This window comes from Streptomyces sp. NPDC058373, from assembly GCF_042723275.1.
Taxonomy (GTDB): domain Bacteria; phylum Actinomycetota; class Actinomycetes; order Streptomycetales; family Streptomycetaceae; genus Streptomyces.
In genome coordinates this window covers 32,086-56,930 of record NZ_JBHXJE010000025.1, presented here as the reverse complement: position 1 = coordinate 56,930, position 24,845 = coordinate 32,086, and the positions used below count along the sequence as shown (strand labels likewise).

The 24,845-nt window shown below is 74.2% G+C and carries 21 protein-coding genes; 12 read left to right on the top strand and 9 right to left on the bottom strand.

Annotated features, from left to right (window positions below):
• Positions 1–59 precede the first annotated feature (59 nt).
• Positions 60–1,943 carry a GMC oxidoreductase gene (locus ACFWMZ_RS16465; RefSeq protein ID WP_383180728.1) on the top strand — a complete coding sequence of 628 codons (1,884 nt, stop codon included), beginning with the start codon at positions 60–62 and terminating at the stop codon, positions 1,941–1,943.
• A gap of 140 nt (positions 1,944–2,083) precedes the next feature.
• On the opposite strand, the gene ACFWMZ_RS16460 is transcribed toward ACFWMZ_RS16465, so the two are convergent.
• A complete protein-coding gene (locus ACFWMZ_RS16460; protein ID WP_383202169.1) occupies positions 2,084–3,148 on the bottom strand; it encodes a hypothetical protein in 1,065 nt (354 codons plus the stop codon).
• 699 nt (positions 3,149–3,847) lie between these two features.
• Positions 3,848–4,192 (bottom strand): chorismate mutase, encoded by a 345-nt coding sequence (locus ACFWMZ_RS16455; RefSeq protein WP_383180722.1) that lies wholly within the window; start codon positions 4,190–4,192, stop codon positions 3,848–3,850.
• Positions 4,193–4,633: 441 nt separating this feature from the next.
• On the opposite strand from ACFWMZ_RS16455, the gene guaA reads away from it, so the two are divergent.
• Entirely contained in the window at positions 4,634–6,262 is a 1,629-nt protein-coding gene (gene guaA, locus ACFWMZ_RS16450) for a glutamine-hydrolyzing GMP synthase (protein ID WP_383180719.1), read from the top strand.
• A gap of 291 nt (positions 6,263–6,553) precedes the next feature.
• On the opposite strand, the gene ACFWMZ_RS16445 is transcribed toward guaA, so the two are convergent.
• Complete coding sequence (locus ACFWMZ_RS16445) at positions 6,554–7,063, bottom strand: pyridoxamine 5'-phosphate oxidase family protein (RefSeq protein WP_383202166.1); 510 nt, start codon at positions 7,061–7,063, stop codon at positions 6,554–6,556.
• 329 nt (positions 7,064–7,392) lie between these two features.
• Between ACFWMZ_RS16445 and ACFWMZ_RS16440 the strand changes: the two genes are divergently transcribed.
• The 3 genes from ACFWMZ_RS16440 (at position 7,393) to ACFWMZ_RS16430 (ending at position 10,290) form a co-directional block, all read left to right on the top strand.
• Positions 7,393–8,832, top strand: coding sequence for a hypothetical protein (locus ACFWMZ_RS16440; protein WP_383180713.1), 1,440 nt, complete (start codon positions 7,393–7,395; stop codon positions 8,830–8,832).
• Positions 8,833–8,908: 76 nt separating this feature from the next.
• The gene (locus tag ACFWMZ_RS16435; protein ID WP_383180710.1) at positions 8,909–9,652 is read left to right on the top strand and encodes an SDR family oxidoreductase; all 744 of its coding nucleotides are present in this window, start codon (positions 8,909–8,911) and stop codon (positions 9,650–9,652) included.
• A 98-nt stretch (positions 9,653–9,750) separates the two neighbouring features.
• Positions 9,751–10,290, top strand: a complete 540-nt coding sequence (locus ACFWMZ_RS16430) for a DoxX family membrane protein (RefSeq protein ID WP_383180706.1) — start codon at positions 9,751–9,753, stop codon at positions 10,288–10,290.
• Between the two features lie 31 nt (positions 10,291–10,321).
• Here the strand turns inward: ACFWMZ_RS16430 and ACFWMZ_RS16425 are convergent, their stop codons facing one another.
• The 4 genes from ACFWMZ_RS16425 to ACFWMZ_RS16410 all read right to left on the bottom strand — a co-directional run bounded on the left by ACFWMZ_RS16425 (position 10,322) and on the right by ACFWMZ_RS16410 (position 13,259).
• Positions 10,322–10,960 (bottom strand): class F sortase, encoded by a 639-nt coding sequence (locus tag ACFWMZ_RS16425; protein WP_383202213.1) that lies wholly within the window; start codon positions 10,958–10,960, stop codon positions 10,322–10,324.
• A 58-nt stretch (positions 10,961–11,018) separates the two neighbouring features.
• Positions 11,019–11,600 (bottom strand): hypothetical protein, encoded by a 582-nt coding sequence (locus tag ACFWMZ_RS16420; protein WP_383180703.1) that lies wholly within the window; start codon positions 11,598–11,600, stop codon positions 11,019–11,021.
• A gap of 173 nt (positions 11,601–11,773) precedes the next feature.
• A complete protein-coding gene (locus ACFWMZ_RS16415) occupies positions 11,774–11,977 on the bottom strand; it encodes a hypothetical protein (protein WP_383202163.1) in 204 nt (67 codons plus the stop codon).
• Positions 11,964–13,259 (bottom strand): PspC domain-containing protein, encoded by a 1,296-nt coding sequence (locus tag ACFWMZ_RS16410; RefSeq protein ID WP_383202160.1) that lies wholly within the window; start codon positions 13,257–13,259, stop codon positions 11,964–11,966. The genes ACFWMZ_RS16415 and ACFWMZ_RS16410 overlap by 14 nt, the downstream gene beginning before the upstream one ends.
• Positions 13,260–13,466: 207 nt before the next feature.
• Between ACFWMZ_RS16410 and ACFWMZ_RS16405 the strand changes: the two genes are divergently transcribed.
• The 3 genes from ACFWMZ_RS16405 to ACFWMZ_RS16395 all read left to right on the top strand — a co-directional run bounded on the left by ACFWMZ_RS16405 (position 13,467) and on the right by ACFWMZ_RS16395 (position 17,445).
• Positions 13,467–14,708 (top strand): PspC domain-containing protein, encoded by a 1,242-nt coding sequence (locus ACFWMZ_RS16405; protein WP_383202158.1) that lies wholly within the window; start codon positions 13,467–13,469, stop codon positions 14,706–14,708.
• 122 nt (positions 14,709–14,830) lie between these two features.
• Positions 14,831–15,550 carry a LuxR C-terminal-related transcriptional regulator gene (locus ACFWMZ_RS16400; protein ID WP_383180691.1) on the top strand — a complete coding sequence of 240 codons (720 nt, stop codon included), beginning with the start codon at positions 14,831–14,833 and terminating at the stop codon, positions 15,548–15,550.
• A 110-nt stretch (positions 15,551–15,660) separates the two neighbouring features.
• A complete protein-coding gene (locus ACFWMZ_RS16395) occupies positions 15,661–17,445 on the top strand; it encodes a BCCT family transporter (protein WP_383180689.1) in 1,785 nt (594 codons plus the stop codon).
• A gap of 80 nt (positions 17,446–17,525) precedes the next feature.
• Here the strand turns inward: ACFWMZ_RS16395 and ACFWMZ_RS16390 are convergent, their stop codons facing one another.
• Positions 17,526–18,761 (bottom strand): PQQ-binding-like beta-propeller repeat protein, encoded by a 1,236-nt coding sequence (locus tag ACFWMZ_RS16390; RefSeq protein WP_383202155.1) that lies wholly within the window; start codon positions 18,759–18,761, stop codon positions 17,526–17,528.
• Positions 18,762–19,007: 246 nt separating this feature from the next.
• Between ACFWMZ_RS16390 and ACFWMZ_RS16385 the strand changes: the two genes are divergently transcribed.
• From ACFWMZ_RS16385 to ACFWMZ_RS16375, 3 genes are all read left to right on the top strand, one after another.
• Positions 19,008–20,351: a sensor histidine kinase gene (locus ACFWMZ_RS16385; protein WP_383202152.1), complete on the top strand. Its 1,344-nt coding sequence runs from the start codon at positions 19,008–19,010 to the stop codon at positions 20,349–20,351.
• A 7-nt stretch (positions 20,352–20,358) separates the two neighbouring features.
• Entirely contained in the window at positions 20,359–21,012 is a 654-nt protein-coding gene (locus ACFWMZ_RS16380; protein ID WP_383180680.1) for a response regulator, read from the top strand.
• 271 nt (positions 21,013–21,283) lie between these two features.
• The gene (locus tag ACFWMZ_RS16375) at positions 21,284–22,453 is read left to right on the top strand and encodes a serine hydrolase domain-containing protein (RefSeq protein WP_383180677.1); all 1,170 of its coding nucleotides are present in this window, start codon (positions 21,284–21,286) and stop codon (positions 22,451–22,453) included.
• 170 nt (positions 22,454–22,623) lie between these two features.
• Here the strand turns inward: ACFWMZ_RS16375 and ACFWMZ_RS16370 are convergent, their stop codons facing one another.
• Positions 22,624–23,391: a phosphatase PAP2 family protein gene (locus tag ACFWMZ_RS16370; RefSeq protein WP_383202149.1), complete on the bottom strand. Its 768-nt coding sequence runs from the start codon at positions 23,389–23,391 to the stop codon at positions 22,624–22,626.
• Positions 23,392–23,852: 461 nt separating this feature from the next.
• Here ACFWMZ_RS16370 and ACFWMZ_RS16365 point away from each other — a divergent pair, with 461 nt between their 5' ends.
• Positions 23,853–24,824, top strand: a complete 972-nt coding sequence (locus ACFWMZ_RS16365; protein ID WP_383180671.1) for an alpha/beta hydrolase — start codon at positions 23,853–23,855, stop codon at positions 24,822–24,824.
• The last annotated feature ends 21 nt before the right edge of the window (positions 24,825–24,845 follow it).

Below are 24,845 nucleotides of genomic sequence, written 5' to 3'. Positions count from 1 at the left end.
GACGGCCGGACGGGCCCCCGCCGACGGCCGGCCGCACCCGTACGAACCGAGGAGTGCCCATGTCACAGGAGAGCTCTGCCCAGAGCCGGGAGACCACCCGCGAGCCCGCCGCCGCGGTGCCCCCGACCGCCGAGGACGGGTACGACTACGACGTGCTGATCGTCGGCTCCGGCTTCGGCGGGGCCGTCTCCGCGCTCCGGCTGACCGAGAAGGGGTACCGCGTCGGTGTCCTGGAGGCCGGGCGCCGCTTCACCCGCGAGACCCTGCCGCGCAACTCCTGGGACCTGAAGAACTACCTGTGGGCCCCGGCCCTCGGCCTCTTCGGCATCCAGCGCATCCACCTGCTCGGCAACGTCATGGTGCTGGCCGGGGCGGGCGTCGGCGGCGGCTCCCTCAACTACGCCAACACCCTCTACGTCCCGCCGAAGCCCTTCTTCACCGACCCCCAGTGGGGCGCCATCACCGACTGGCAGGACGAACTGAAGCCGTACTACGACCAGGCGAGCAAGATGCTCGGCGTGCGGCTCAACCCGACCACCACCCCCTCCGACGTCCACCTCAAGGCGGCCGCCGAGAAGATGGGCGTCGGGGACACCTTCCACATGGCGCCCGTCGGGGTCTTCTTCGGCGACGGCAAGGACGCGGCGGGGGAGACCCGCGCCAAGCCCGGCGAGGAGGTCCCCGACCCGTACTTCGGCGGCGCCGGGCCCTCGCGGCGGGCGTGCAGCGAGTGCGGCGAGTGCATGACGGGGTGCCGCCACGGCGCCAAGAACACCCTCAACGAGAACTACCTCCACCTCGCCGAGAAGGCCGGCGCGGTCATCCACCCGATGACCTCCGTCGTCGCCCTCACCGAGGACTCGCGCGGCGGCTTCGCCGTCCGCACCCTGCCGACCGGCGCCAGGCGCAAGGGCCGCGGCCGCACCTTCACCGCCCGCCGCGTCGTGCTGGCCGCCGGGACGTACGGCACGCAGACGCTGCTGCACCGGATGAAGGACACCGGGCTGCTCCCGCACCTCTCCGAGAAGCTCGGCACCCTCACCCGCACCAACTCCGAGGGCCTGGTGGGCGCGCAGACCACCGACCGCCGCTACCGCAAGGCGCACGGCGTCAAGAAGGTCGACTTCACCAAGGGCGTCGCCATCACCTCCTCGGTCCACCCCAACGACTCCACCCACATCGAGCCGGTCCGCTACGGCAAGAAGTCCAACGCCATGGGCGGCCTCACCGTCCTCCAGGTGCCGTACGCGGAGAACTCCTCCCGCGTCGCCGGCTTCCTCGCCAACTGCGCCAAGCACCCGCTGCTGGTGCTCCGTTCGCTCTCCAACCGCCGCTGGTCGGAGCGGACCATCATCGGCCTGGTCATGCAGACCCTCGACAACTCCCTGACCACGTACCGGAAGCCGAAGGGGCTCGGCAAGGGCCTGCTCACGGCCCGCCAGGGCCACGGCGCGCCCAACCCGACGCAGATCAAGGAGGCCGGGGAGGCCGCCACCGCGATCGCGCGGGAGATCAACGGCTTCGCCGGGTCCAACATCGGCGAGCTGATGGGCACCCCGCTCACCGCCCACTTCCTCGGCGGCTGCCCGATCGGCGCCACCGCCGACGACGGCGTCATCGACCCGTACCACCGCCTCTACGGCCACCCCGGCATCTCGGTGGTCGACGGTTCCGCGGTCTCCGCCAACCTCGGCGTCAACCCGTCGCTGACCATCACTGCGCAGGCCGAACGCGCCGCCTCCCTCTGGCCCAACAAGGGCGAGGCCGACCCGCGCCCCGCCCAGGGCCTCCCGTACGAGCGGATCGCGCCGGTCGCGCCGCTCCGCCCGGCGGTCCCGGCCAAGGCGTTCGCCGCGCTCGACCTGCCGTTCCTGGGGATGCCCGCGATGCCCCCCAAGCAGCGGGACGGGGCCGAGGTGACCGGGGCGGCCGAGGGCGCGTAGCCCCGCCGGTCCGTTCGCGGGCCCCGTCAACGGAGAAGGACCTGCACCCCCCTCCGAGTGCAGGTCCTTCTCCGTGCTCGCGCCGCTCCCGGCGGGCCCCCGGCGCCGTCTGCGGCGGCCGGGGTCCGCTCAGGGGTGGATCAGGCGGCGGTGCCGACACCGCCGCGGCGGCGGACGGCGAAGACGACGCCGGTGCCCGCGAGGACGGTCACGCCGCCGACGAGGCCGATGACCGGCAGCATCGAACCGGCGCCGGTCTCGGCCAGCTGGCCGGTCGGCTCCAGGGTCTTCTTCTCCTCGACGGGCTTGTAGCCGCCCTGCGGCTTCTTGCCCTCGTTCTCCTTGGCGTCACCCGGCTTCGGGGTGGCGCCGGAGCCGATCACGGTGAAGCCGTACTCGGCGTAGGCCGAGCTGAAGCAGTTGGCCTCCTCGTTCAGGTAGCCGGAGAAGCCGAAGGCGTAACCGGTGCCCAGCGGAGCGGACTCGGACAGGGTCATCCGGAGCTTGATGTCGAGGGTCTGACGCGGTGCGAGCGTGGTCTCACCGAAGGCGTAGCCGAAGTCGGTGAGCGACACCCACGCCTTGTCCTCCGGGTCGTAGAAGGACAGCTCGACGTTGTCGAGAAGGCTCTTCCCGCTGTCGAGATCCATGTCGGCATCGTTCAGGACGATGGCTTCCCACGAGACCTCGTTGAGCGTCTGCTCGCCGGTGTTGGCGGCGCTCAGGGTGAACTCGTGCGTGGATCCGGCGCGCACCTCACCAGGCAGTCCGGCGACGGCGAGGGTCAGATCGGTGAGCTCGTTGCCTTCCTCGTCAAGGCAGATCCCCGGGCCCTCCTCCTCCGGGTCCTCCTCGTCCTCGTCCTCGTCCTCGGACTCGGACGGCGACGGCTCGGGGTCCTCGCTCGGCTCCTCGGCGCCCTTGGTCGGCTCGCCGCTGGGGTCCTCGGTGCCGGGGGTCTCCTCCTCGGGCGCCGAGTCGGTGGCGGTCGGGGCCGGCTCGGTCTCCTCCGGGGCGGTGGTCGGCTCGGCCGACTCCTCGGGAGCCGTCGTCTCGCTCTCCGACGCGGTGGGCGCCGGGGTGGTCTCGGTGGTCCGGCCGTCCTGCTGTCCGTCCGTCGCGAAGGCGGCGGGGGCCGCGAGCAGCGCGACGGGGCTGATGACGGCGGTCGCGGCGGCGACGGCCATGGCACGGCGAAGCTTCATTCAGGCCTCTGGTGTAGGCGTACCGCCCTCGGGCGGTACGGAGGTGAAGGCGGCCGCCCGCCGCAAGGAGCACGGAAGTGGCCGGTGTTTCGCATGCATGACCGTGCGCCCACGCGAATGGTTGTACGGAACTTCACAGAATTCTTACGTCGACGGGCACATGCCCCCGGGCAGTGACCGGGTTGGGGTCTCTTGATCCCGTGATGCGCCCCGAACGGGGGCGTGAGCTTCCGGGTGCGCGAAGGGCCCCGCGGCGTCGTCTCGGACGCGGCGGGGCCCTTCGGTGCGGCACGGCGTCGTCGGGCGCCAGGGTGCCGGGCAGCGGCGCCGGGGAGGGGGCGGCGCCGTAAGTCGTGCGGAGGTTCGTGGGGCCCGCGCGGGGAGACGGGGGCCCGAGACGGCCGGTTCCGGGCGTCCCCGGAGCCGGCCGTTCAGGGAGTGACCGGACCGCTGTCCCCTGCCGTCCGGTCACGCTGGAGCGAGGTCCCACGACGTGCGGACAGGCGCCGCACGTCTCATCGCTCCAGTGAAAGCCACGCGTGGTTCTTGCAGGCCCGCCCCTGGCTGGCACGGACACCGGGACCAACGAGGCCCGGCGCCCGGCGGTCACGCGCCGTACGGGTGAGAAGCGATGCGAACTCAGGTGCGGGGGGCGATCGTAGGCCGGCCGGGTCCGCCGCGGGACCGCGGATACGCCGGTCAGACCCGGCCCCGGGACAGCTCCAGCAGCGTCATGGCCAGGGAGGTGCCGGGCGCGCCGAGGGCGTCCCGGTAGTGGCTGAGGATCTCCATCTCGCGGGAGAGGTTGACGCGGCGGCCGCCCGAGGAGATCCGCGCCTCCTGGATGACGGCGGAGACCGCGATCCGCTCCTGGACGAGCCCGATGATCCGGTCGTCCAGCGCGTCGATCCGCTCCCGCGCGCCGCCGATCAGCTCGGCCGCCCCGGGGGTGCGGGCACCGGTGCGTTCGGAAGGGGCGGCGGGTGACTGAGGGGCGGGAGTGGGCTGGGAGGGGGCGGTGGGGGTCGCGGTGGTGGTCGTCATGAGGGGCTCCTGCTCCGTCGTCGGCCGGTCCGTGGTGGGCCGGTGCCGTGGGTGGCGCGGTCGGGGGAGCCCCGGGTGCGAAGGGTCCGGGGAGAACGGAAGGCGCCCCGGGCCGTTCGGCCCGGGGCGCCTTCGCACGCTTGTCAGTGGATCAAGCAGCACGACCGTGGCAGCCGGCGGGCCGGGTGCCATAGGTAAAGAGGAAGCTCAGGTGCTGGATCACGGGGCCAGTATGCACCCGCCGGGCGAGAGGGGCGCAAACCGCTTCCGGATCGTGAGACGCCCCACACGGCGCCCGCCATACCCGCCCGGGCTTCCCGGCGCCGCCTCCGCGAGCGGGCGCGGTGCCGGGACGGAGCGGGTTCATCCGTGGGACGAGACGGAATGAAGCGGACCCGGGCCCCGTTAGAATCGATGGACACACACCTCTGTGATCAGCCCATGAATCACCCGCTCACCCGCCGGAAGGCCGCCGCAGTGCCCTCAGCGTCCCCCGCGTCGCCCGCCACCGCCGAGACCGTCCTGGTCGTCGACTTCGGCGCGCAGTACGCCCAGCTCATCGCCCGCCGCGTCCGTGAGGCCCGCGTCTACAGCGAGGTCGTGCCCAGCACGATGCCCGTCGCGGAGATTCTCGCCAAGAACCCGGCGGCCATCATCCTCTCCGGCGGCCCGTCCTCGGTGTACGCGGAGCACGCCCCCACCCTCGACCGCGCGCTCTTCGAGGCCGGCGTCCCGGTCTTCGGCATGTGCTACGGCTTCCAGCTCATGGCGCAGACCCTCGGCGGCACCGTCGACAACAGCGGCGCCCGCGAGTACGGCCGTACCGAGCTGACCGTCTCCAAGTCCGGCTCGACCCTCTTCGAGGGCACCCCCGACGAGCAGCCGGTGTGGATGTCGCACGGCGACGCCTGCTCGGCGGCGCCCGAGGGCTTCACCGTCACCGCCTCCACCGCCGTGGTGCCGGTCGCCGCCTTCGAGAACGACGAGAAGAAGCTCTACGGCGTGCAGTACCACCCCGAGGTGATGCACTCCACCCACGGCCAGCAGGTGCTGGAGCACTTCCTGTACCGCGGCGCGGGCCTCTCCCCGACCTGGACCATGGGCAACGTCATCGAGGAGCAGGTCGCCGAGATCCGCGAGCGGGTCGGCACCAAGCGCGCCATCTGCGGCCTCTCCGGCGGCGTGGACTCCGCGGTTGCAGCGGCCCTCGTCCAGAAGGCCATCGGCACCCAGCTGACCTGCGTCTACGTCGACCACGGCCTGATGCGCAAGGGTGAGACCGAGCAGGTCGAGAAGGACTTCGTCGCCGCCACCGGCGTGCAGCTCAAGGTGGTCGACGCCGAGGAGCGCTTCCTCAGCGCCCTCGCCGGGGTCAGCGACCCCGAGGAGAAGCGCAAGATCATCGGCCGGGAGTTCATCCGCGTCTTCGAGCAGGCGCAGGCCGAGATCGTCGCCGAGGCGGCCGGTGAGGGCGAGGACGTCGCCTTCCTGGTCCAGGGCACCCTCTACCCGGACGTGGTGGAGTCCGGCGGCGGCACCGGCACCGCCAACATCAAGTCCCACCACAACGTGGGCGGCCTCCCGGACGACATCGAGTTCGAGCTGGTCGAGCCGCTGCGCATGCTGTTCAAGGACGAGGTCCGGATGGTCGGCCAGGAGCTGGGCCTGCCCGAGGAGATCGTCCAGCGCCAGCCGTTCCCCGGTCCCGGCCTCGGCATCCGCATCGTCGGCGAGGTCACCAAGGAGCGCCTGGACCTGCTCCGCGACGCCGACGCCATCGCCCGCGAGGAGCTGACCACGGCCGGGCTCGACCGGGACATCTGGCAGTGTCCGGTCGTGCTCCTCGCCGACGTGCGCTCGGTCGGCGTCCAGGGTGACGGCCGTACGTACGGCCACCCGATCGTGCTGCGCCCCGTCTCCTCCGAGGACGCGATGACCGCAGACTGGACCCGGATGCCGTACGACGTGCTGGGCCGGATCTCGACCCGGATCACCAACGAGGTCGCCGAGGTCAACCGCGTGGTGCTCGATGTGACGAGCAAGCCGCCGGGGACCATCGAGTGGGAGTGAGCCTGGCGGCTCAGCCCCAGTGATGCCGGACGCCGCCGTGCCCCCTGTGGGTGCGGCGGCGTCCGGCGTTCTGGCCCCGGTGGGGCCGTGGCTTCCTTGCGCGCCGGTGGGGCGCGCCTCACTGATGGCCTCAAGCGCCGGCCGGGCTGGTTTTTGTGGCTGGGGTGGGGGCTGTGGTGCGGCTGCAAGGTGGCCTCAAGCGCCGGCCGGGCTGGTTTTTGTGGCTGGGGTGGGGGCTGTGGTGCGGCTGCAAGGTGGCCTCAAGCGCCGGCCGGGCTGGAGTTGGCCGGCTCACCGTCTGCGCGTCACCCGCAGCCCCGCCCCCGGGCGCCAGAGGGTGAGCACCATTTCCTCGCCGCTCAGGGCGGTCCACACGACCTCCGACAACTCGGTGCGGAAGAGGTGGAAGGGGCCCGGGGGTGGGGCCTCGGCCGTGCGAAAGGTGTCGAGGACGGCCGGGTCGGTGACCTCGATGGCGCGTCCGGCGACGCGGACGTCGCCGTTGGCCAGGTCGGCGCCGCTGCCCGGGTTGGCCTGGAGGGCGAAGCGGGAGTCGCGGTGGAGGTCGTGGGCCTTCAGGGAGGCGGGCATCATGCCGAGCCACAGCTCGCCCTGACTGAAGCTGACCTCCAGGCCGGAAGTGCGGGGTGAGCCGTCCTTGCGCAGGGTGGCGAGGACCTGGTGCTGGTACTGGCGGAACCGCGTGGCCACGCGCTCGGCGAAGGCGGGTTCGGCGGCGGCCAGGGCGGACCAGGGGACGCCCGTAGAGGTCGGGGCGGGGGAGGGCTGTGCGGATTCCATGCCGGGAGTCTTGCCGGGATACCCGTCACCTTCTGTCGGCTTTTCCGTCGTCCCTCCGTATGCCCCGGCGTGCGCCTCGCCCCGGCGGGACGCCCCGCACGCCCCCGCCTCCCCTTCCGTCGCAGGTCAGCGGCGTCTCCCCGGCCGCCCCGGCCCGCCAGCGACCCCCGCGCGCCCCTGATGTGCCCCGGACCCCACCCATACGGCACAATTTGCAGTCACCGCGCGCCAGTTGGCGGACCCCTGTGGCGGGCCCGGGGCGGGCGCGCGCGGAGGGTGCCGCAGCGGCACCGGAACCGGCGGGACGACGGGGAAGGCGGGCATGGACCGTGGCGGGGCGAGAGGCCGGTAACACGGCGGACGACACCAGCGGGACCGGCGGCGCGCCGACCACCCCCGACCACCGCACGGGCGAAGCCCCGCTGCCCGTACCGGGCCAGGCGGGCGCCCCCGACGACCGGCCCGCGGCCGACACCGCCGACAAGGCCGCAGGGGCCGGCGAGGCCGTCGAGGGCGAGAAGGCCGCCGCCCCGCACCCGCACACCTGCGACTGCCCCGCCTGCCCGCTCGGCGCCCGCGCCGCCCACCGCGAGGCGCAGGCCGCCTTCCGTACCCGGCGGGACGCGCTGGCGGCGGGCGAAGGACTGCCCGCCGCCGTCTCGTACTCGGCGGGGGCCTCCCGCCAGTGGATCTCCGACGAGCTGACGCAGGCCGCCCGCGAGGTCGGCGTGCGGGCCCGGGCGGAGGCCGAGGGCTGGTACACGCTGCTGTGGCGGCGCACCCTGTACGTCGTCTGGAGCGCCGTCGCCGTGCTCTTCGTCGGCCAGGCCGTCACCGCCTTCGCCGCCGGGTGGACCGCCGCCCGTACCGCCGGACTGCTCGCCGCCCTCCTCGGCGCCGGACTGCTCACCGGGGCGGCCCGGGTGCACGGGCGGCGCGGCGGCGTCCTCGCCCCCGTGATCGGCGAGGACAACCGGCTCTCCACCTCCCGCGCGGTCGCCGCCCTGTGGGTCCTGCTCACCGTCTACGCCGTCCTCGTCCTGGCCGGACGGCTCGCCTTCGCCTCCGGTGCCGACCAGCGGGACACGCTCATCGCCGGCCTCGACCTCGCCCGGGGCGCCGGACTGGTCACCGTGCTGGCCGTGACCTGCGCGGTGGCCGTCCTGGTCCGCCGCGTCGTCGCCGTCCGCGTCCAGGGCCAGCGGCTCCAGAAGGCCGAGGCGCACCGCCCGCGCGCCGCCGACCTGCTCACCGACGACAGCGGCCGCGCCCACTTCGCCGACACCCAGTACGTCCTGGTCAGCGCGGTCGCCGTGGTCTACGCGCTGGTCCGCCTGGCCCGCCGCCCCGACCAGCTGCCCGACCTGCCATGGGGCCTGGCCCTGCTCGTCCTCGTCTCGGCCGCCACCTACCTGGCCGGCAAGTACGCCGAGGGGTCCCGGCCCGTCATCCACGCCGTGGTGCGCGCCCGCGAGGCCGGAGACCTGGACGGGCCGATCCGTACCGGTGACGACATCGAGATCCGCGGCGCCGGGTTCCTGCCGCCGAGCGCCCGCACCCCGGACCGGCTCGCGCGGATGGTGGTCCGGATAGGGACCGTCCACGTCCACGTGCCGCTGGTGCCCGTGCCCGGCGGCTTCACCAACCCGTCCGACACCACCCTGATCGTCCCGGTGCCGGTCGAGGTCGAGCCCGGCCGGGCCGAGGTGCAGCTGGTCTCGGCGGCGGGCGTCGAGACCAACAAGGTGATCATCGACGTCGGCGACTGACCCGGCGCCGGGCGCCGATACGGTGACACCCGGTCCTCCGCGCCCGGCGGGGGAGGCGCGCGCACGGAGGCACTCCATGACGACCGGTACGACGAGGCAGCCCCTGACCGTGGTGACCGGCGGCGGCCGGGGCATCGGCGCAGCCGTCTGCGCCCGGCTCGCCGCCGACGGCCACGACGTCGTCGTCGGCTACCGCTCCGACAGGGCCGCCGCCGAGGCCGTCGCCGAGCGGGTCCGCGCCGCGGGCCGCCACGCCCTGGCCGTCGCCGTCGACACCGCCGACGCCGCCGCGGTCGACGCCCTCTTCGACGAGGCCGCCACCCTCGGCACCGTCACGGGCCTGGTCAACAACGCCGGGATGAGCGGCCCCGTCGGCCGCCTCGCCGACGCCGACCCGGCCGGACTCTCCCGCGCCCTGGACGTCAACGTCCTCGGCTACCTGCTCTGCGCCCGCCGCGCCGTCCGCGACCTGGCCGCCTCCGGCGGCGGCGCCCTCGTCAACATCTCCTCCGCCGCCGCCACCCTCGGCAGCCCCGGCGAGTACGTCCACTACGCCGCCGCCAAGGCCGCCGTCGACACCCTCACCGTCGGCCTCGCCAAGGAGGCCGCCGCCGACGGCATCCGCGTCAACTGCGTGGCCCCCGGCACCATCTGGACCGAGTTCCACGCCGACCCCGAACGCCCCGCCAAGCAGGCCCCGGGCATCCCGCTGGGCCGCGCAGGACAGCCCGAGGAGATCGCCGGAGCCGTCTCCTGGCTCCTCTCCGCCGACGCCTCGTACACCACGGGCGCCATCCTCCGCGTCGCCGGAGGCCGCTGACACCCCCTCGGCCCCGCCCGCCACGTATGGCCGAAACCTGGGCGGGCAGGGTCGCCGACGACCCCCGCACCCCCCACCTGAGAGGCGGCGATCCAGCCATGGCACACGGCACCCTGCTCGAACAGCCGGGCGACCTCGGCCCCCGGCGCGGCGTCCGCGCCACCCTGCGGCGGTACGCGCTGCTGCCGCTCCGCGTCTTCCTCGGCGTCACCTTCGTCTACGCCGGGCTCGACAAGCTGACCGACCCCACCTTCCTCTCCGCCGACGGCCCCGGCTCCCTCGGCGAACTCCTGGACGCCGTCCACTCCACAGCGGGCGCCCCTTTCCTGGTCGACCTCGCCCAGAACAGCCCGGCCGGCTTCGGCTACGCCCTGGCGATCGGCGAGCTCCTGGTCGGCCTCGGCACCCTGCTGGGCCTCTGGGCCCGCCTCGCCGCGACCGGCGGCGCCCTCATCTCCCTCACCCTCTGGCTCACCGTGAGCTGGTCGTCCACCCCGTACTACTACGGCAACGACCTCGCCTACCTGATGGCCTGGCTCCCGCTGGTCCTCGCCGGGGCCGAGCACTTCTCCGTCGACCGGGCGCTGCACCAGCGGCGCAGGCGGGGAAGGGACATGGGGCTGGGGGCCGGGGACTAGGGGGTGGCCGTAAAGTCCCGCGCGGGGTTCGTCAGGCACCACCTGGAGGGGCTCCGCCACGCCGTACCTCCGTGAGGTGGGCGAAGACCACCACGTTGGCGCTGTATCCGGTCTTGGGATCGAAACTGCCGCCACACGTCAGGAGCCGCAGCTCGGGGCGGCTGGTCCTGCCGTACACCTTGTCGTCCGGGAACTCCTCCTTCGTGTAGGTATGGACCTCGTCGACGGCGAAGACGGCGGTGCGCCCGTCCGCCCGCCCGACGTGCACGGCGTCGCCCCGTTCGAGCGCGTTGAGGTTGAGGAAGATGGCCGGGCCCGTGCGGGTGTCCCGGTGGCCGGCGATCAGGGCCGCGCCGGGCTCGCCGGGGCTCGGCCCGTGCCGGTACCAGGAGACCTCGTCGGGCTTGCTGAGGGGCGGGGTGCCGAGCCGCCCCTGCTGGTCCAGCCCCATCGCCACGACCGGCGCCTCGATCGTGATGCCGGGGACGGCCAGACGGGTCGGCGGCGAGTGAGGGAGTGCGGGAGGGGCCTGCGCGGGCCCCTCCCGTTGTGTCCGGTTGTCCGAGGCCGCACCGGTGAGCGCGGTGCCCGCTGCGCGCGAGTCCGCGTCGATGTCGGTGCAGCCTCGGACGACGCCCGTCGTGAGGAGCAGAGTCGCGCTCAGCGTGATGGTGAGACGGCTCGCGCGACTCGGCCCGCGACGGCGGGCGCGGCCTCGGTGGTGGGTGTTACGCGGCGCCATCGGCGCGACGACGAGCCCGGCGGACGAGGATCAGCCCGGCCGTTCCGGCTGCGGCCGCCACCAGGAGGGGGCCGCCTGCGAAGGCGGACTGCTCGGCACTTGCCAGGGCGGCACCGCCGCCGCCCGCGGGCACGGCGCCGGAGGGACTCACCTCGTCGGCCCCCAGCGGGCAGTTCACGGTGAACAGCTTCTGCTTGGGGACACCTCCGGGGAAGGTCCAGGAGAGCCGGTACTGGCCCTCGGGGAGGGTGTGGTCGGAGGTGCCGCCCTTGCCGCTGGTGAGGGCGAGAGTGCCCGTCAGCGTCGGCTTGGTGGGCAGCGGGGGCTGCGGCGCGACGGTCCAGGACACGGAGGTCACCGTCTCGAAGTTGTCGGCGGCGAGACGGAACTTGCAGACCTTCGTCTCGTCGCGGCTGTCGGCGGCGGGGGTCCCGGCCTTGTGGATCCTGATATCCCCGCTGTCACCGGGGGCGGCGACGGCCGCTGAGGCTCCGGCGAGCGAGACGCCGCCGAGAGCGAGGACGGCGGCAGCGGCGGACGCGCGGACCAGGGATGCCGAGGTGGGCATGGGAGACTCCTTCGTCAGTACGATTGTCGTACTTATGGGGAGGTTTTTGGATATCCCATGCGCGTCCGGCAGCACGGTCGGCGCGAGCAGATGTGCGTCAGTTGTACCCGCTTGGCCCACAGCGGCGGACCTGGTGCCGGGCCGGGGAAAGGGCCCGCCGCGACCTGCCCGCCTCACCCGCGCCGCCGACGCCTCCGCAGCAGATGCCCGAACAGCCCCACCGCCGCCGCCAGCCACAGCCCCCCGCAGACCAGCGGGAACAGCGCCCACCAGGGGACGGACCAGGCGGAGACGGCGTCGCCCGTGAAGAGGACGGCGGCGGTGATCAGGACGGCTCCGGCGAGCAGGCGGCCGGGCTGGGGTTCATGGCGTAGCACGGATGACCTCCGTCAGGCCGAAGCCCGTTTCGACGTGGACGGTGAGGAGGCCGCCTTCCTTCGCGGCGTAGGTGGCCTTCCGGGTGACGTCGTTGCCGACCGCCACCCCGTCGTTCCGGTCGCCGGGGAGCTGGACGGTGCCGACGCCGGACTCGGCGGTCAGTTCGACGGTGGTCGTCCGGGGGAGGAGTACGCGCAGGTGCCCGGTGGCGACGCGGGCCGTGACCGAGGCGCGTTCGCCCGCGGGGACGGAGACCTCCTGGAGATCGAGGGTGGCGTCGCCGGTGCCGATCCGGTAGTCGGGGCGCAGCGCGGCCGTGTCGGCGGGCCGCCAGGTCGGTGAGGCCCAGTCGGTGGTGGCGTCGGCGGGGAGATTGGCGGCGCCGGCCAGCGCGACCGCGGTCAGCACGGCGAGGAAGATCGTGCCGAGCCCGGTCCGGCCGAGGAAGGCGCTCACCGCGATCCCCAGGCCGAAGACGCCGAGGGCGACGGCCATCGCCGTCTGGAGCGTGGTCCCCAGCGGCTGCGCCTCCCAGTCGGCGAGTGCGGTGAAGGTGCCCGCGGCACCGGCCAGCAGGAAGGTGAGGAAGCCCAGCGAACGGGGTCTGCGCGGCCGTTCGGCCAGCGCGTCGGCGGGCCTGAGGCCGCAGCCGGACTTGCGGAGCCGGGTGCTGGTGGCGCCGCCCGTCCCGTCGGCGAGGGCGGCCGGGCCCCAGAGGTAGCCGGTGGAGCCGGAGTGGGTGCCGTCCTTGACGATCGGGCCGCGCCACCACGACTCGGGTCCGTCGGGCACGGGCGGTGCCTGCGGCTCGGGTGGCATCCCCTCCTGGACGCTCTCGCTCTGCTCGGGCCGGGTCCTGGACCAGTGCGCGGCACCGGCGAGGAGCAGCCCCAGCAGCACGGCGAACCAGAGGAGCTGGCCGTTGTTGATGACCGAGAGCAGCAGTCCACAGCCGACCATGGCGAAGAGGACGGCGGTCAGCGCGGGCCCGTCGACGCGGCCGGAGAGCAGCCGCCGCGCCTCGTTCTCCTCCTCACCCTCGTACGGCACCAGCAGCCAGGCGAAGCCGTAGAAGAGGAGGCCGACGCCGCCGGTCGCGGAGAGCACGGCGAGGCAGATGCGGAAGATCAGCGGGTCCAGGCCGTAGTGCAGGCCGAGGCCCGCGCAGACGCCGCCGATCCTGCGGTGGCGCCGGTCGCGGCGGAAGCCGGGGGGCCGCTCCTCGACGGGCGGCTCGGGGGCTGGCGGGGCACCGGTGGCTCCGGTGGGCGGCGGGGTCATGGCTCCATGGTGACGGGGCGGTTGCCGCCCGGGCAGCCGGTACGACCCTGGACGGACCCTGAAATCAACCCCGAGAGCCCACCGGGACACACCGTCGGGCCCACCGTCCGGAACCCTGGCTTCCACCCCCGGCGGCCCGCCGAATCGGGGCCGGGCTCCGGGAGAACCCTGATGCCGCCCGCCGCGCCGGCGTGTGACGATCGGTCCATGCCGGACGCCGCAGCAGGGACCACCGAGCAGGAGCGGGAGCCGCGCAAGCTCTACCGCAGCAGCGACGGCCGCTGGCTGGGCGGGGTGGCGCGCGGCCTCGCCGGCCACCTCGGCCTGCCCGTCTTCTGGGTCCGGCTCGCCTTCATCGCCCTCTTCGTCGCCAACGGCCTGGGCGCCCTGCTCTACGCCGCGTTCTGGTCCTTCGTCCCCCTCGGCGTCGGCGGCATCTCCCCGCAGCCGCCGCGCGCCCCCGCCAAGGCCGACCGGGGCCAGCTCGTCGCCCTGCTGGCGCTGCTGATCGCCTCGATGGTCTTCGTCGCCTCGGTCGACCTCAGCGGCACCGCCCGCGCCTACCTCTTCCCCGCCCTGCTGGTCGGTGCCGGTGTCGCCGTGGTGTGGCGGCAGGCCGACAACGCCCGGCGCGCCCGCTGGGCCGAGGCCGGGCGCAGGCGGCGGAACCTGACGCTGGCCCGGTCGGCGGCGGGCGTGCTGCTGGTCGGCGCCGGGGTCTCCGGGATGTTCGTCCTGCAGGGGTCGGCCGAGCACCTGGGGGCGATCCTCCAGGCCTCCCTCGCCGTGCTGGTCGGGGTGGCGTTGCTGGCCGGGCCGTGGCTGGTGCGGATGGCGCAGGACCTCGGGCAGGAGCGGCTGATGCGCATCCGCGCCCAGGAGCGCGCCGAGGTCGCCGCCCACGTCCACGACTCGGTGCTGCACACCCTCACCCTGATCCAGCGCAACGCCGACCGCCCCGCCGAGGTCCGCCGCCTCGCCCGCTCCCAGGAGCGCGAACTGCGGAACTGGCTGCACCGCCCCGAGGGGTCGGGCCGCGCCGCCGAGGACGAGCCGGCGACGCTGGCCGAGGCGGTCAAGCGCACCGCCGCCGAGGTCGAGGACAAGCACGGCGTACCGCTGGAGGTCGTCCTGGTCGGCGACTGCCCGCTGGACGAACCGCTGCCCGCGCTGATCCAGGCCGCGCGGGAAGCCATGGTGAACGCGGCCAAGTACGGTGGCGAGGGCGGGCCCGTCCAGGTGTTCGCGGAAGTCGCGGGGCCGGACGTCTTCGTCTCGGTCCGGGACCGCGGCCCCGGCTTCGACCTGGACGCCGTGCCCGCCGACCGGATGGGCGTCCGCGAGTCGATCATCGGCCGCATGGAGCGCCACGGCGGCACCGCCCGGCTGCGCTCCGCGCCCGACGGCGGCACCGAGGTGGAGCTGGAGATGAAGCGGGCGGCGCCTTGACGACCGGGGACGGTCCCCGGGTCGCGGGTGAGGCACCCTGTCGAGACGACGAGGGTGCGGGCAGTGTCGAGGGTGGCGAGGCGGGCGCAGAGGGCGGCCGGGCCGAGAGAGAGGGCGACGACATGAGCGAGACCACGGCCGGTGGCGCGGGCGGTACCGAGGCGACGGGCACCGACGGCGGACGGCGCGTACGGGTCGTCCTCGTCGACGACCACCGGATGTTCCGCACCGGGGTCCAGGCCGAGATCGGGCAGACCGAGGAGACCGGGGTCGAGGTGGTCGGTGAGGCCGACGACGTGGACCAGGCGGTCACCGTCATCACCGCGACCCGCCCCGAGGTCGTCCTGCTCGACGTGCACCTGCCGGGCGGCGGCGGCGTCGAGGTGCTGCGCCGCTGCGCCCCGCTGATGGCCGCCGCGGAGCGCCCGGTGCGCTTCCTCGCGCTCTCTGTCTCGGACGCCGCCGAGGACGTCATCGGTGTCATCCGGGGCGGCGCCCGCGGCTACGTCACCAAGAACATCACCGGCGCCGACCTGGTCGACTCGGTCTTCCGCGTGCAGGACGGCGACGCGGTCTTCTCGCCCCGGCTGGCCGGGTTCGTGCTGGACGCCTTCGCCTCCACCGACGCCCCGCCGGTCGACGAGGACCTGGACCGGCTCACCCAGCGGGAGCGCGAGGTGCTGCGGCTGATCGCCCGGGGCTACGCCTACAAGGAGGTCGCCAAGCAGCTCTTCATCTCCGTGAAGACGGTCGAGTCGCACGTCTCGGCGGTGCTCCGCAAGCTCCAGCTCTCCAACCGCCACGAGCTGACCCGCTGGGCGACCGCCCGCCGCCTGGTCTGACCCCGTCCGGAGGGGGCCGGTCGGCCGGGGGAGGCCAGGCCGCGCCGTTCGGTCCCGTTCCGGCGTGGGATGTGACGCTACGTCCGGTGTGCGGACCATAGTGGGCAGCTATGAGCGCCACCGACACCGCCGACATGCCCCCGGACAGCCCCGACGGCTCCAGCTCCGCCGAACCGCCCGGCAGCGACTCCCGCCCGGACGGCGTGGTCGTCGCCATCGGCGTGGCCGGCATCCTCGGCGTCGTCCTGTGGGCCAGCCTCGGCAAGTCCTCGTTCAAGAACTTCTCCGCCTCCGCCCTGCCCTGGGTGCTGGAGAACTTCGAGTGGCTCTTCGTGGTCGCCGCCGACGTCTTCCTGGTCCTCTGCGTGATCCTCGCCTTCAGCCGCTTCGGCCGCATCAAGCTGGCCCGCGTCGACCGGGACGAGAAACCGGAGTTCACCGACTTCGCCTGGGTCGCGATGATGTTCGCCGCGGGCATGGGGATCGGCCTGATCTTCTACGGCGTCGGCGAACCCGTCACCCACTACCTCTCCCCGCCGCCCTCCACCGACGCCACGGCCGGCACCCCCGAGGCGGCCGGACGGGCCCTGGAGTACTCGTTCTTCCACTGGACGCTGACCCCGTGGGCGATCTACGGCGTGGTCGGCCTCTCCCTCGCGTACACGACGTTCCGGCTGGGGCGCGGCAACCGGATCAGCGCGGTCTTCATCCCGCTCATCGGGGAGCGGCTGGCCAACGGTGTCGTCGGCCGCCTGCTCGACCTGCTCGCCGTCTTCGCCACCGTCTTCGGCACCGCCACCAGCCTCGGCATCGGCGCCCTCCAGATCGCCACCGGGCTCCACCTGACGGCGGGCGTCGACAACACCACCGGGCTGCAGCTGCTGATCATCGTGGTGCTCGGCGCGGCCTTCGTCGTCTCGGCCTTCACCGGCCTGCACGGCGGTGTGAAGTGGCTCAGCTCGGTCAACCTGGTGATGGCCGCCCTGCTGATGCTCTTCATCTTCCTGGTCGGCCCGACCGTGTACATCCTCGACGCCATCCCCTCCAGCGTCGGCGGGTACTTCAACGAGCTGATCTCCATGGCCACCCGCACCGGCGCCTTCACCGACAGCGAGTGGCTCGGCCAGTGGACGATCTTCTACTGGGCGTGGTGGCTCTCCTGGGCGCCGTTCGTCGGGACCTTCATCGCCCGCATCTCCAAGGGCCGCACCATCCGCGAGTTCCTCCTCGCCGTGCTGCTCATCCCGTCCGGCGCCTCCGCCGTCTGGTTCTGCGTGCTGGGCGGGACCGGCATCCGGCTGGATGAGTCCGGTGCGGTCGACATGGCCGAGAAGGAGGCGCAGGGCACCGAGGCGACACTCTTCTCGATGCTGGACGCCCTGCCGATCTCCCAGGTCACCTCGTGGTTCGCGATGGTCCTCATCATGATGTACTTCATCACCAGCGCTGACTCGGCCTCCCTGGTGATGGGTTCGCTCACCAGCCGGGGCGCCCTGCACCCGCGCGCCTGGCTCAACGTCACCTGGGGGGTGCTGATGGCGGCCGTCGCCGCCGCCCTGCTCATCGCCGGCGGCCTCGACTCCCTCCGGTCGGCCACCATCCTCGTCGCCCTCCCCTTCGTCGTCGTCATGCTGGGCCTGTGCTGGGCCACCGTCCGCGAACTCCGCGAGGACCCCGGCGCCGGACCCCGCCGCAGCCAGGCCATGCACGGCCTGCGCGACGCGGTCCGCAAGATGGTCGGCGAGGCCATGTCCGAGGGCCGCAACGACCCCACCGCCCACCCCCGCCTGCGCCGCGCGGCCCGCAGCCGCACCCAGGGCGACGGCGACCGCGTCGAGAGCGACGACCAGGGCCCGGGCAGGGGCCAGGACCAGGACCGCGGCCTGAACGAGTAGGCCCCGGCCCGCCGGGTGACGGGGCGCCCGGCCGGGAAGGACCCGGGCCGACAGCCACCGCGCTTCGGCTTCCGGCCCCGCTACGCGGGCAGCGCGTACAGCTTCTTGCCGTGCAGGGCGAACACCCGCTCGCCGTCGGTCGCCACCAGCCATGCGTGGTGGTCGCCCGAGCCGTCGTTGAAGGTCCAGCGCAGCTCGCCGGAGTCCGCGTCGAGGGCGGCCACGCCGCCGTCCTTGTCCAGATCGGTGGCGGCGTAGACGACGTTCCCCGCCTTGACGTACTGCCGGGGCACCTGGAACCCCGCTTCGGAGAGGGCCTCGGACTGCCAGATCTCCTTGCCGGTGGCCGGCTCCAGGGCGCGTACCGTGCGGCCGCTGTCGGCGATGTGGATCACGCCGTCCACCACGGCCGGCTCCTTGAAGACGGTGAGGCGCGTCGACTTCACCGACCACTTCCGGGCACCGTCGGCCAGGGTGAACGCCTGGAGCCGGTCGCCCTGCGGGACGATCACCAGGTCCTCGTGGACGGTGAAGAAGCCGTAGTTCGTCTTGTCCGTCTTCTGCGTCCACACCTGCCGCCCGGTGGCGGTGTCGCGCACGGTGAGGTTCTTCTTGAAGTCGGTGTAGACGAGATGGCGCCCCTGGACGGCGGCGTGGATGCCGTTCTGCTCGGTGCCGAGGTCGCGCTGCTCGCTCCAGACGAGCTTGCCCGAGCCGGCGTCGAGGGCGGCGATCACGTTGGTGTGGGAGGAGTTGTCCTCCTCCAGGATCTCGGCGACGACGTACACCTGCCGCCCGTCGACCGCGACCGGCCTCGGCTGGCGGTAGCCCTTGCCGAGGCGGCCCTGCCAGGTCTCCTCGCCGGTCGCCGGGTCGTAGCCGGACACCGTGCCGTCGTACCTGCCGCTGGCCAGGTAGAGGGTTCCGTCGCCGACCAGCAGCGGGGCGCCGGGGGCCGCACCGTCCGGCAGCGACCAGCGCTCCTTGCCGGTGGCGGCGTCCCGGGCGGACAGGGGGGAGCCGCTGGCGATCACCAGGCCCGCCACGGCGACGAGTTCGTCGTTGTCCCCGTAGGTCTCGGCCGGCACCGACTCCGTCCACAACGCCTTCGGCGCCTTCCCGTCCTCGCCGCCGCCCGCCGAGGGCTTCCCGGTCCCGGCGGGCTTGTCGCCGCCGGTGCCCCCGGATCCCGCGTCGTCCACCGCGTCCTCGCGGCAGCCAGCCGCCCCGGCCCCCAGCACCGCCAGTGCGAGCCCGCCCCCGGCAAGCCGCAGTACCCGTCGTCTGGAAGCTCCGCCAACCGTCGTCCCGGCCATGTCGCCGTACCCCCGTGCGTTCGAAAGAGTGGAATCGGGCGCCTGAGCGCCCCTGTGCCGAGAAAGGTAGGCGCGGCCGGGACGCCGCGTAAGGTGGCGCGTCCCCATCGGGACGACATCGTGAACCGGCCGGGACATATGCCGACGGCGCCGGTCCGGAGCGGCGGGGCGTGCGACGGCGCGCGCCGCCCGAGGGAGGGGTGGAGGGTGCGGTCGTACGGGGTGGCGCTGTGGAGGAGCCCGGCCGTGGGCCCGGCGGCCGCGTCCACCGGGGTGGCCGCGGCGCTGGTCGCGGCGGCCGGGGCCGACGGGGGGATGGCGGTGACCGCGCTCTGCGCGCTGATGGCCGGGGCGGCGCCGGGCCGGGCCCGTACCTCGCTGCTGGTGTGGTCGGCCGGGGTCGTGCTGGCCCTGCTGGCGGTGACGGCCCGGCCGGAGTGGGGTACGTACGGGGGCCGGTTCGTCGCCGCGATGGCGCTGGCCTGGACGGTGCCGTGGTTCGCCGGGCGGTTCGTCCGGCAGTACCGGGAGCTGGTGCGGGCCGGCTGGGAACGCGCCCGCCGGCTCGAACGCGAACGCGCCCTCGTCGCCGAACAGGCCCGCCTGCGCGAACGGGCCCGCATCGCCCAGGACATGCACGACCTGCTCGGCCACGACCTCAACCTCCTCGCCCTGGGCGCGGGCGCCTTCCAGCTGCGGCCCGGCCTCGACGCGGAGAGCCGACAGGCCGCCGCCGGCCTCCGCGCCTGCGCAGGGGAGGCGGTGGAACGCCTCGGCACCGTCGTCGGGCTCCTCCGTGCCGACGCCCCCGGCCCGCCGGAGGACCCGGCCACCCTCGCCGAGCGGGCCGCCGCCACCGGGATGCCGGTGACCCTCGACGCGAGCGGCGACCCCGCGCCCGTACCGGACGCCGTCCGCACCACCACGGCCCGAGTCGTCCAGGAGGCCCTGACCAACGCCGCCAAGCACGCGCCGGGCGCCGCCACCGAGGTGACGATCCGCCACAAGCCCGCCCGCACCCGGGTACGGGTCCACAGCGCGGCCCCGCCCGCCCCGCCGCCCGCCCAAGGCGGCGGGCTCGGCCTCACCGGGCTGGCCGAGCGGGTGCGGGTGGCAGGCGGGGAGTTCACGGCCGGGCCCGACGGCGGCGGCTTCACCGTCGAGGCGACCTTGCCGCACACCCCGGCCGCGCCCGCGCCCGCCCCACCGGCCGCCCCGGCGCCGGAGGCCGCCCGTCCGCGCCCCGCCCGGACCCTGCTCGGCGCGCTCCTCGTCCCGCTCTGCGCCGTCGCCCTGCTCACGGTCGGCCTGCGCGGCTGGGAGCTGTACCAGAACCGGGCCGCCGTCCTCACCCCGCAGCAACGCGCCCAGCTCCACGTCGGGCAGGATCAGAGGCAGGCCGAGCGGCTGCTGCCCGCCCGGCAGACCGTGTCACCGCCTCGTGACAGGCCCGCACCCCAGGAGGACGGCACCGCATGCCGGTACTACGCGCTCACCGCCGACCCCTTCGACGACCGCTCCGGGGACGCCTACCAGGTCTGCTTCCGCGAGGGCGAGGTCAGCGCCCTGGACAGGGTGGCGGGCGGGTGACCGGCCGGTGATCCGCGTCCTGGTCGCCGACGACGAACCCCTGGTACGCGCCGGGGTACGCGCGGTCCTCGCCACCGATCCCGGCATCGAGACCGTCGCCGAGGCCGCTGACGGCCACGAGGCGGTCGAAGCGGTCCGCCGCCACCGCCCCGACGTGGCCGTCCTCGACATCCGCATGCCCCGCGCCGACGGCATCGAGGCCGCCGCCACCCTGCGCCGCCTCGCCCCCGCCACCGGCGTCGTCATGCTCACCACCTTCGGTGAGGACCCGTACATCCTGCGCGCCCTGGACGCCGGAGCCACCGGCTTCCTCGTCAAGTCCGGCCCGCCCGAGGAGCTGATCGCCGCCGTCCACGCCGTCGCGGGGCAGGCCGCGTACCTCTCCCCGAAGGTCGCGGCCCGCGTCGTCGCCCACCTCACCGCGGGCCAGGCCGCCACCGGCCGCGCCTCGGTCGCCCGCGCCCGGGTCGACGCGCTGACCCCGCGCGAGCGGCAGGTCCTCGTCCTGGTCGCCGAGGGGCTGACCAACAGCCAGATCGGCAGCCGCCTCGGCATGACCGAGGGCACCGTCAAGGGCCACGTCAGCTCGGTCCTACGCCGCCTCGGCGTCGACAACCGGGCGGCCGCGGCCGTCCTGGCTCATCAGGCGGAGATGCGGTGAGGGGAGAGGCCTTCTACAGGTCTCGTCCGGATCATCGGGCGGACCGAAGGAAGATGCCGCCGCGGCCGTACCGGCCGGGGCTCTCCGCGCGTGTCCGGCCGACGCCCGGTCGAGTCCTGCTGGACCCGCAGGCCGTCTGTTCCGCGTCCGCGTGCCGATCTGAGTGCGGCGGCCGGGCGGAACTCGGTGAGTGCGGCCTCTTCTCCTCATCCCGACCGGTCAGTATGTTTCGGTGGTGGTCGGGCCGCGCCGAGCCGATGGAGGGATCCGTATGACACCACCGTCCGTGCCGCAGATCGAAGGCCACTGCGACGAGCGGTTCGCCGGAGTGCGGGCCGCTTTCGCGGCGAACTTCCGGGAGCGCGGCGAACTGGGCGCGGCCGTCACCGTGCAGGTCGGCGGAGAGACCGTGGTGGACCTGTGGGGCGGCTGGGCGGACCCCGGCCGTACGCGTCCCTGGCAGCGGGACACGCTGGTCAACGTCTGGTCGACGACCAAGGGCCCGACCGCACTGTGCGCCCACGTCCTGGCCGATCGGGGCCTGCTCGACCTGGATGCCCCGGTGGCCAGGTACTGGCCGGAGTTCGCGGCGGCCGGCAAGTCCTCCATCCCCGTACGGCATTTGCTCTCGCACCGGGCCGGCCTCGCCGGACTGCGCGAGCCGCACTCCCTGGCCGCGCTGTACGACTGGGACGTGACCACGGCACGGCTGGCCGCGACGGAGCCGTGGTGGGAGCCGGGCGCGCAGTCCGGTTACCACGCGCTGACGTACGGCTTCCTGGTGGGCGAGGTGATCCGGCGGATCACCGGCCTGCTGCCGGGGGAGTTCCTGCACCAGGAGATCACCGGCCCGCTGGACATGGACTTCACCATCGGTCTCCCGGAGAAGGACGCCGGTCGGGTGGCCGAACTGGCCCGTCAGCCGATCCCGGACAGGAAGGAACCGGCCGCCGCCCTCACCCAGTTCACGCCGGCCGCGCTGGCCGCCCTGGCCAACCCGCTCGTCGGGGTCGCCGAGGCCAACTCCCCGGAGTGGCGGGCCGCCCACCTCCCGGCGGCCAACGGTCACGGCACGGCCCGCGCGGTCGCCGGGCTGTACGGCATCTTCGCTCGCCGGGGACTCTCCGGCGACCACCGCGTCCTCTCCCCGGAGGCCGTGGAACGCGCCCGCCAGGGCCAGGGCCCCTGCCGCGACCTGGTCCTGGGCGCGGGCTTCGCCCACGACACGGAGCTCGCCCTCGGCCTCTGGCTGAGCGGCCCCAACGCCTCCTACGGGCCCAACCCCCGCGCCCTCGGCCACGACGGACTCGGCGGCTCCTGCGGTCTGGCGGACCCGGAGGCCGAGGTCAGCCTCGGTTACGTCATGAACCGCATGGGCTCGAACATCGCGGACGACCCCCGGAAGATGACCTTGATCGACGCGGTCTACACGGCACTGTGACGCCCACTCGGAAGGCCGCCACCCAGCGACTGAAGGGCTCGCACCGAACGGCCGGACTGTCCCGCCCTCGGACGGGTCCGCGGCTTGCCGACGCGCAGATCCGCCTTGCCGCCGTCTTCCTCCGGTCAGCGAGCTGATCCGTAAGAAGCGTCTCAGGCGTCAGAGGCGTCTCAGCCGTCGAGGCGGGTCCGCACCGGCGTCCGGCCGCCCTCGCCCGTGCGGCGGGCCGGCACGGAGGCGACCAGCCGCGCCACCGCGCCCACCGCCACCAGCAGCACCGCTGCCGTCACCGACGCCGCCAGTACCGCGCCCGCCGCCACGTCGTGCGGGTAGTGCACCCCGACCGCCACCCGCACCACCGCGCCCGCCGCCCCCAGGGGCAGCACCACCCACGCCAGCCGGGGCCGCGTCAGCGCCAGCCCGACCGCCAGCGCCACCGCGAGCGTCGCGTGGTTGCTGGGGAACGACCAGTCACCCACCGCCGGACACCCGGCGACCACCCGCCCCGCCATCGCCCGGCACGGCCGCTCCTCGTCCACCACCAGCTTCAACGCCTCACTCCCGGCGTACGCGACGACCGTCCCCACCCCGGTGAGCACCGCCCCCGCGACCCCCACCGCGTCCCGCCCCCGCCAGGCCCGCCACACCACCCACACCAGCAACGCACCGAGCACCAGCAGGACCCCCTCGGACACCACCTCCAGCACGCCCCCGAGCCAGCCGGGCCCGTCCGCGACAGCACCGGAGATCCCCCGGTGGAGCCGGGCCGACAACCCGCCGGTGACGAGCACCGGTTCGTCGCTGCCGAGCCCCGCCGACGGGGGCGAGCCGACCGGCCCCGGCGCGAGCACGGCGACCCCGAGGGCGCCGGCGAGGAGGACGGCAGCGCCGGTGAGCGGCCGGGAACTGGGGGTGTGGATCGCTGTTCTGGGTCTCATGGCGGGGACGCTAGGCCGCGCCGGGACCTTGGAGCCTCTCCCGATCGACGGGGGCGGGGGTGACGTTCGTCAGGGCTCGGGCCCCTTCCGGCGCTGGTGGCAGCCCCTCACTTCGCCCCGGACGGCCACGGCGGCACCCTGACGCGCGACGAGATCCGCTTCGAGGCGGCCCTCGGCCCACTGGGCTCCCTCGCCGAACGGGCGGCGCTCGACCGGTCCATGCCCCGTCTGATCCGGGAGCGGAACGAGCACGTGCGGGTGGAGGCGGAGAAGGGGGCCGAGAGGCGGAGGCTTCGGAGCCCCGCCCGACGCCCCCACGGCCGCCCTCCTGACCTGCGGCGCGCCCCACTCCGCTCCGATTGCGGCCCGCCACGGCTCGCCCAAAACTGGACAGAGTGCCCACGTGCGCCGGGGCGGCCCCCTGCCCGGCGCCCCCCAGCCCGCCGCTTCCGGAGGCCCGCATGTCCGAGCTCCCCCCGCCGCCCACTCCCTACCTCGAAACGGCCGCCAAGGAGCTGGCCGAGGCGACCGACCCGCACCCCCGGATCTACGAGGTGCCGCCAGAGCAGGGGCGCGACATCCTCGCCGGGCTGCAGAGCGGGGAGGGCGTGGAGCGGCCGGAAGTCGACGAGGAGTGGGTGACGGTCGACGCCGGGCAGTTCGGCCAGGTGCGTACCCGGATCATCCGGCCGAAGGGCGCCTCGGGGCCGCTCCCCGTGGTCCTCTTCCTCCACGGCGCCGGGTGGGTCTTCGGCGACGACCGGACCCACGACCGGCTTGTGCGCGAACTGGCCGTCGGCGCGGGCGCCGCGGGGGTCTTCCCCGTCTACGAGCGCGCGCCCGAGGCCCGGTACCCGACCCAGGTCGAGCAGAACTACGCCGTCGGCCAGTGGATCCTGGAACACGGCGCCGAGCACGGCCTGGACGCCTCGCGGACCGCGGTCGCCGGGGACTCCGTCGGCGGCGCCATGTCGGCCGTCTTCGCGATCATGTGCAAGGAGCGCGGCGGCATCGACCTGAGGGCCCAAGTGCTGCTGTACCCGGTCACCGACGCCGACTTCGGCACCCCGTCCTACCTGCAGTTCGCCGAGGGGTACTACCTCACCCGTGACGGCATGAAGTGGTTCTGGGACCAGTACGCCCCCAACTCGGCCCAGCGCACCGAGGTCTACGCCGCCCCCCTCCAGGCCACCACCGAGCAGCTGCGCGGGCTGCCTCCGGCGCTGGTCATCACCGACGAGGCCGACGTCCTGCGCGACGAGGGCGAGGCGTACGCGGCGAGGCTGCGGGAGGCCGGGGTCGACGTGACGGCGGTGCGCGTCACCGGGATGGTCCACGACTTCCTGCTCCTCGACAGCCTGCGCGACACCCGCGCCGCCCACGTCGCCCGCCACCTCGCGATCGACGCTCTCACCAAGGCCCTGCACGACTGAGACCCCCGCACGCCCCCACGC

What these genes read in the sequence shown, in the direction of transcription:
- ACFWMZ_RS16465 (WP_383180728.1), top strand. Translation starts at nt 60, where the DNA reads ATGTCACAGGAGAGCTCTGCCCAGAGCCGGGAGACCACCCGCGAGCCC.
- ACFWMZ_RS16460 (WP_383202169.1), bottom strand. Translation starts at nt 3,148, where the DNA reads ATGAAGCTTCGCCGTGCCATGGCCGTCGCCGCCGCGACCGCCGTCATC.
- ACFWMZ_RS16455 (WP_383180722.1), bottom strand. Translation starts at nt 4,192, where the DNA reads ATGACGACCACCACCGCGACCCCCACCGCCCCCTCCCAGCCCACTCCC.
- guaA (WP_383180719.1), top strand. Translation starts at nt 4,634, where the DNA reads ATGAATCACCCGCTCACCCGCCGGAAGGCCGCCGCAGTGCCCTCAGCG.
- ACFWMZ_RS16445 (WP_383202166.1), bottom strand. Translation starts at nt 7,063, where the DNA reads ATGGAATCCGCACAGCCCTCCCCCGCCCCGACCTCTACGGGCGTCCCC.
- ACFWMZ_RS16435 (WP_383180710.1), top strand. Translation starts at nt 8,909, where the DNA reads ATGACGACCGGTACGACGAGGCAGCCCCTGACCGTGGTGACCGGCGGC.
- ACFWMZ_RS16430 (WP_383180706.1), top strand. Translation starts at nt 9,751, where the DNA reads ATGGCACACGGCACCCTGCTCGAACAGCCGGGCGACCTCGGCCCCCGG.
- ACFWMZ_RS16420 (WP_383180703.1), bottom strand. Translation starts at nt 11,600, where the DNA reads ATGCCCACCTCGGCATCCCTGGTCCGCGCGTCCGCCGCTGCCGCCGTC.
- ACFWMZ_RS16410 (WP_383202160.1), bottom strand. Translation starts at nt 13,259, where the DNA reads ATGACCCCGCCGCCCACCGGAGCCACCGGTGCCCCGCCAGCCCCCGAG.
- ACFWMZ_RS16405 (WP_383202158.1), top strand. Translation starts at nt 13,467, where the DNA reads ATGCCGGACGCCGCAGCAGGGACCACCGAGCAGGAGCGGGAGCCGCGC.
- ACFWMZ_RS16400 (WP_383180691.1), top strand. Translation starts at nt 14,831, where the DNA reads ATGAGCGAGACCACGGCCGGTGGCGCGGGCGGTACCGAGGCGACGGGC.
- ACFWMZ_RS16395 (WP_383180689.1), top strand. Translation starts at nt 15,661, where the DNA reads ATGAGCGCCACCGACACCGCCGACATGCCCCCGGACAGCCCCGACGGC.
- ACFWMZ_RS16390 (WP_383202155.1), bottom strand. Translation starts at nt 18,761, where the DNA reads ATGGCCGGGACGACGGTTGGCGGAGCTTCCAGACGACGGGTACTGCGG.
- ACFWMZ_RS16375 (WP_383180677.1), top strand. Translation starts at nt 21,284, where the DNA reads ATGACACCACCGTCCGTGCCGCAGATCGAAGGCCACTGCGACGAGCGG.
- ACFWMZ_RS16370 (WP_383202149.1), bottom strand. Translation starts at nt 23,391, where the DNA reads ATGAGACCCAGAACAGCGATCCACACCCCCAGTTCCCGGCCGCTCACC.
- ACFWMZ_RS16365 (WP_383180671.1), top strand. Translation starts at nt 23,853, where the DNA reads ATGTCCGAGCTCCCCCCGCCGCCCACTCCCTACCTCGAAACGGCCGCC.